This window comes from Shewanella sp. AC91-MNA-CIBAN-0169 (genome assembly GCF_040310165.1).
Taxonomy (GTDB): Bacteria; Pseudomonadota; Gammaproteobacteria; order Enterobacterales; family Shewanellaceae; genus Shewanella.
This window is the reverse complement of sequence record NZ_JBEOPM010000011.1, coordinates 146583-152582: the sequence shown is the minus strand read 5'-3', so window position 1 is coordinate 152582 and position 6000 is coordinate 146583. Positions and strand designations below refer to the sequence as shown.

General features: G+C 40.9%; 5 protein-coding genes. All 5 read left to right on the top strand.

The genetic code is table 11. From position 1 onward, the window contains the following. Positions 1–761: 761 nt before the first annotated feature. The 5 genes from AAEY98_RS11600 (at position 762) to miaA (ending at position 5990) form a co-directional block, all read left to right on the top strand. The gene (locus AAEY98_RS11600) at positions 762–1217 is read left to right on the top strand and encodes a hypothetical protein (protein ID WP_101085232.1); all 456 of its coding nucleotides are present in this window, start codon (positions 762–764) and stop codon (positions 1215–1217) included. Between the two features lie 171 nt (positions 1218–1388). After that, positions 1389–1847 (top strand): tRNA (adenosine(37)-N6)-threonylcarbamoyltransferase complex ATPase subunit type 1 TsaE, encoded by a 459-nt coding sequence (tsaE, locus tag AAEY98_RS11595; protein ID WP_101085233.1) that lies wholly within the window; start codon positions 1389–1391, stop codon positions 1845–1847. Positions 1848–1854: 7 nt separating this feature from the next. Beyond that, positions 1855–3198 (top strand): N-acetylmuramoyl-L-alanine amidase, encoded by a 1344-nt coding sequence (locus AAEY98_RS11590; RefSeq protein WP_502959642.1) that lies wholly within the window; start codon positions 1855–1857, stop codon positions 3196–3198. 1 nt (position 3199) lies between these two features. After that, positions 3200–5062 (top strand): DNA mismatch repair endonuclease MutL, encoded by a 1863-nt coding sequence (gene mutL / locus AAEY98_RS11585; protein WP_351017026.1) that lies wholly within the window; start codon positions 3200–3202, stop codon positions 5060–5062. A gap of 1 nt (position 5063) precedes the next feature. Beyond that, positions 5064–5990 carry a tRNA (adenosine(37)-N6)-dimethylallyltransferase MiaA gene (gene miaA / locus AAEY98_RS11580; protein ID WP_101085236.1) on the top strand — a complete coding sequence of 309 codons (927 nt, stop codon included), beginning with the start codon at positions 5064–5066 and terminating at the stop codon, positions 5988–5990. The last annotated feature ends 10 nt before the right edge of the window (positions 5991–6000 follow it).

Genomic DNA, 6000 nt, shown 5'->3' with positions numbered 1-6000 from the left:
GACATTAGCTCAGTTGGTAGAGCGATACCTTGCCAAGGTATAGGTCATCAGTTCGAACCTGATATGTCGCTCCAAATCACTTCCCTAGTTTAAAATACAACATTAGCTCAGTTGCGCTTTTAGAAAATGCGATACCTTTTTTTGCCAAGGTATAGGTCATCAGTTCGAACCTGATATGTCGCTCCAAATCACTTCCCTAGTTTAAAATACAATATTAGCTCAGTTGCGCTTTTAGAAAATGTGATACCTTTTTGGTTGCTAAACTAGACGTCATAAAGCGGTCATCAGTTCGAATCCCCCATTATTAAAAAGATATGTCACTCCAAATTACTTCCTTATTAATCCTATTTGCTCCAAATCTTCTTTGTTCTAAATCATACGAATAACTACAGCGACATTAGCTCAGTTGCGCTTTTAGACTATGCGCTACCTTTTGATTGCCAAGCTAGACGTCATAAAGCGCTCATCAGTTCGAACCATTGCCGATATAGGGCGATCTACATTTCTGGTGTTCATCAATGTGCTCTAATTCACCCTAAACCTTATGATTTTAATAAATTTGCATCATTTGTGTTTGAGCAAATCTTTTTGCAATCAACAAATAAGTGATCTAGTACTCACTTCTTCATGGATCTCTAAAGTAAGCGCATATTGGTGAAGTAAAACATGATCTGGTTCAAATCATTTACCGTTGTAATCTTTGATAATCAACTCAAGATAGATTTTCCTAAGAAGTTAGGGCTTTAAACGAGGTGAGTTTTATGCGGATCCAACAACTAAGTGAGCTACTTGATTACGTTGCTAATTGCCATCTCGATATGGAGAAATTATATAAGCGCTTAGATCGTAATGCGGATTCCTCTCGAGTTAAGATGATGTTGACTTATTTTCAACAACACCAAAGACATATTTACGAAACGTTAGAAAGCTATATTGAAGATGCACCATCAAGAATATTAAATACTTGGTATAAAGACATTACTTTTGAAGATTTTAGCAAGCGTTGCAATGAAACGTCACTCCCTGCCAATATGAAAGAAGACGAAGTGCTTGAATTGCATTTAGACCTAGAAAACCGCTTAATCGCGTTACTAGAAAAAACAGCTATTAGTAGCCCAACTGATGAAATTAAAAGTGCATTAATGGACTTAGTCCGTGTTGCACAAACTCAACAAAAACGTTTAGTTCATAGCACCATCCGTATGGATGACATTTAAACGAGGCGTTGAAATTTTAATATAACTTCCTGAAGTGTGATTTTGCCAGCTATTCCCAGTAGCTGGTTTTTTATTAACAAAAAATAACCACTATAACAGTGGGAGTTCCCCGGTAACTTCTGGTATATTTAGCATTCTTGTATCTCTTTTTTATGGAAGCTGACTTTACACATGACATCGCTGTTTAAAACCCTTGAAAATGAACAAGCTACTGTTGCCCTTGGACAACAAATTGCACAGTGGATAAAGCCGCCACTCACTATTTATCTTACGGGGGATTTAGGGGCGGGTAAAACAACGTTTAGTCGAGGCATTATTCAAAGTTTAGGTCATCAAGGCGCGGTGAAAAGTCCGACATACACCTTGGTCGAGCCCTATGAATTTAATGATATGGATGTATTTCATTTTGACCTATATCGATTAGCTGACCCAGAAGAGCTCGAGTATATGGGTATCCGTGATTATTTTACTGACAGAAGTGTGTGTCTAGTTGAATGGCCTAATAATGGTCATGGATTACTCCCTGAGGCTGACATCCATTTGCATTTGCGTTATAAAGAATCTCAAAGACAAATTGAATTACAAGGCTTATCCCCTGCTGGGCAGGCAATTATAAATAAAATAAAATAAAATAATAATGACTTTAAAAAATACGTTTTTTACCTCTGTAGTATTCATGCTGTTGTTTTTGCAGTCTAATGTGGTTTGGGCTGCCAACCAACTTGATAGCGTGCGCATTTGGGCTGCCCCAGAATCGACGCGAGTGGTGTTCGATTTAACTCAAACACCTAATTATGACAGCTTTACCTTAACCGGTCCTCATCGTTTAGTGGTCGATATTCAAGATACTGGCGCCAAGATTAATTTAGATAAAATAGCTAATAACAGTAAAATTATCAAAAAGATACGCTTTAGTTCTCCACCTAAAAAAGGTGTATTGCGTCTGGTTATGGATTTAACTAAACCGGTAAAGTCCAGTCTGTTTACATTGCCTCCAACCGCTCCTTATGGCAACCGCCTTGTCGTCGATTTAGAAGATTCTAACGGCGAGTCGCCAACGGTGAATACGGTCAGTCGCTCTGCTAATCAGTCATCTAGAGATATTGTGATCGCCATTGATGCTGGACACGGTGGTGAAGATCCTGGCTCAATTGGCCCCTCTGGGACTTACGAAAAGCGTGTGGTGATGGAAATTGCAACGCGTTTAGCCAGCAAAATTAATCAAACAGCAGGAATGCGTGCTGTGATGACGAGGCGTGGTGATTATTATATTCATCCAAATAAACGCTCTGAGCTGGCGCGTAATATTAAAGCAGATTTATTGATTTCAATTCATGCAGATGCATTTACTTCTCCTCAGCCTCAGGGCGCTTCTGTTTGGGTATTATCTATGCGCCGTGCAAATACTGAAATTGGTCGTTGGCTTGAGCAAAAAGAGAAGCACTCTGAGTTATTAGGGGGTGCTGGAGAAATTATTCAAAACTCTGATAGCGAACAATATTTAGCCATGACCCTTTTAGATATGTCGATGAATAGTTCTATGGCAATAAGTAATTCTATTGCTGGCGATGTATTAAAAGATCTCAACAGTGTTACCAAATTACATAAACATAAACCAGAAGCTGCGAGTTTGGCGGTACTAAAATCGCCGGATATTCCTTCAATTCTGGTGGAAACAGGTTTTATTTCTAATCCACAAGAAGAGCGTTTACTAAGAAACCCAGCGCATCAAGAAAAGATAGCCCGTGCCATCCATTCAGGGGTGCAACGTTATTTTGCTAGTAATGCGCCCAGTGATACTTTGATTGCTAAAACACGCTCTGACAGCTCGCAAACACAAAAGCATAAAGTGCAACGTGGTGAGTCATTGTCTGTTATCGCTCAGCGATACCGCGTTTCTATTTCACGTTTAAAGCAGGCTAATAACTTGAAGTCAGACGTGGTTCGTGTTGGTCAACATCTTGTGATCCCAAGGGCTTAATATGGCGATTCAACTGCTACCACCTCAACTTGCAAACCAAATCGCAGCCGGTGAAGTAGTGGAACGTCCGGCTTCGGTGGTCAAAGAACTGGTTGAAAACAGTTTAGATGCTGGTGCGACTAGAGTTGATATTGATATCGACAAAGGCGGCAGCAAGCTTATTCGTATTCGCGATAATGGTGCGGGTATTCCTAAAGATGAGTTGGCATTGGCGTTATCGCGTCACGCAACCTCAAAAGTGCATACGCTCGATGACCTCGAAGCTATTTTAAGCTTTGGTTTTCGGGGCGAGGCCTTGGCCAGTATTAGTTCGGTGTCGCGATTAACATTAACGTCGAAAACTGCAGAGCAATCTGAAGCTTGGCAGGCCTATGCTGAAGGCTCGCAAATGGACGTGAAAGTGACTCCTGCTGCGCATCCTCAAGGCTCGACTATTGATGTGGTCGATTTATTTTTTAATACTCCCGCCAGACGCCGTTTTTTAAAAAGTGATAAAACTGAATTTACTCATATAGATGAGTGGTTAAAGCGCATAGCCATTGTTCGTAGCGATATTCACTTTACCCTGACACACAATGGTAAGTTAGTACGTCAGTATCGTCCTGCTAATACTGACATTCAAACTCAACAACGTTTGGCGCAAATTTGTGGCAGAGCTTTTGCTGAACAGGCATTGAGCATTGCTTGTGAACACGATGATTTATTATTAACGGGTTATCTGCAGTCGCCACAAGACACTGTTATCACCGATACCAACTTTTTTTATGTCAACGGACGCTTAATTAGAGACCGATTGGTTAACCATGCCGTAAAACAAGCATTTGCTGAATATGGTATTGAACATCAGCCGGGCTATGTGTTGATGTTATCACTTGACCCACATCAAGTAGATGTCAATGTTCATCCTGCTAAGCATGAAGTGCGGTTTCATCAATCTCGTTATGTACATGACTTTATTTTACAAGCGGTGCAATCGGCATTAGTCGAAATGCCTTTGTTACCTTTATCAGATGAATTAGAACATCATGATACTGTTGTAACAATGCACACCGAATCAAACATGATGCATGATGCGAAAGTGGCCGATACCACAGAAGACATTTTTACACTTAATCATGGTTCGAGTAAGGCGATTAACAGCGTTAGTCAATTTGGTTCGATGCATGTACCTGGTAAGACAAATGGCTCATCTGGTGGCTATTCAGCTGCAATTAAGCCTAGTTATGGTACAAAGCCTTCTGGTGCATCTTCATCTGCCCAGACGAAAACCGCTATAGCTAATTATGGGCAGTTGTTGCATACCCCGATGAATAGCGCGGTATCCTATGTTAACGAGGCTGTACATCAAGTTGCCATGCCGCCGTTATTAGCGGGTGAGCATTGGGTTATCTGTAAAGATGATAAGCTGTCATTACTGTCGATAAAAACCGTGTTATTGGCAGTAAGAAAGAAAGACATAGCAACCAAATTAGCTAACGGTTTAGTGTCGCAACCTTTATTAATGCCTGTGTCTTTAGCCGCAGATTTGGACTGGATAGAAACCTTAGCCGCTCGTGATCAATTACTGCGTCAAATGGGTATTGAATTAACAATTCGCTTCCAACAGTTGATTATTAAAAAAGTGCCCCCATATTTGAGGGAATGCCAACTTGCTATTGTGATCCCAGAGTTACTGCAATGGATACAATTAGAGCAACCTACAGAAAGCGCTATCGTAGGTTGGTTGGCACAACAAAGTTTATCGCAATTTGAGCCAGCTCAAGCTTTATGGCTGCAATTTTGTTCACTTGACGATGAAATGCAACAAACTTGTTATGACCAAGAGCGCATATTGCCTTGGCAAAATTGGATGAAAGATAATTAACGTGAATAGTGTCGATAAGCCGAAAGTGATTTTTTTAATGGGGCCTACCGCCTCAGGCAAAACGGCATTAGCCATTGATATGGCAACTCAATATAATTGTGAAATTATCTCAGTAGATTCTGCGTTGATCTATCGTGATATGAATATAGGGTCTGCTAAACCCAGTGCTGAAGAGCTGGAAATGGCTCCGCATAAATTAATTGATATTCTTGACCCTAGCGAAAGTTATTCAGCGGCAGATTTTCGCCGTGATGCATTATTGGCTATCGAAGACATTATTAGCCGTGGTAAGACCCCTTTACTCGTGGGTGGCACCATGATGTACTTTAAGGCATTGTTAGAAGGCTTATCGCCTTTACCCAGTGCTGATGAAGCTATTAGGCAACAAATATTAGCGCAAGCGCAAACCGAGGGTTGGGATGCGCTGCATCAAGAATTGTGTAATATTGACCCTGTTGCTGGAGAAAGAATTCATCCTAACGATCCACAACGATTGTCGCGGGCTTTAGAGGTTTATCGGATCAGTGGCAAAACAATGACTGAATTGACACAAACTAAGTCAGCCGCTTTGCCGTATGATGTAGTGCAATTTGCTATTGCACCAAACGATCGAAAAGTATTACATGAGTTAATCGCAAAGCGTTTTAATATCATGTTAGAGCAAGGTTTTATCGAAGAAGTTGCGCGTTTGAAAGCGCGTGATGATTTGCATTTAGAGCTACCATCTATGCGTTGCGTTGGTTACAGACAGTGCTGGCAGTACCTAGATAATGAATTTGATCATGCGACAATGGTCGAAAAAGCTACCGCAGCCACTAGGCAATTGGCTAAACGTCAATTAACATGGTTGAGGAGCTGGCCAGATTTACAGTGGCTTGAAAGTGGTGTAGAAGGGAATTTAGTTACGCTTATGCGACAAAGCCGCTAGCTTATTAGCT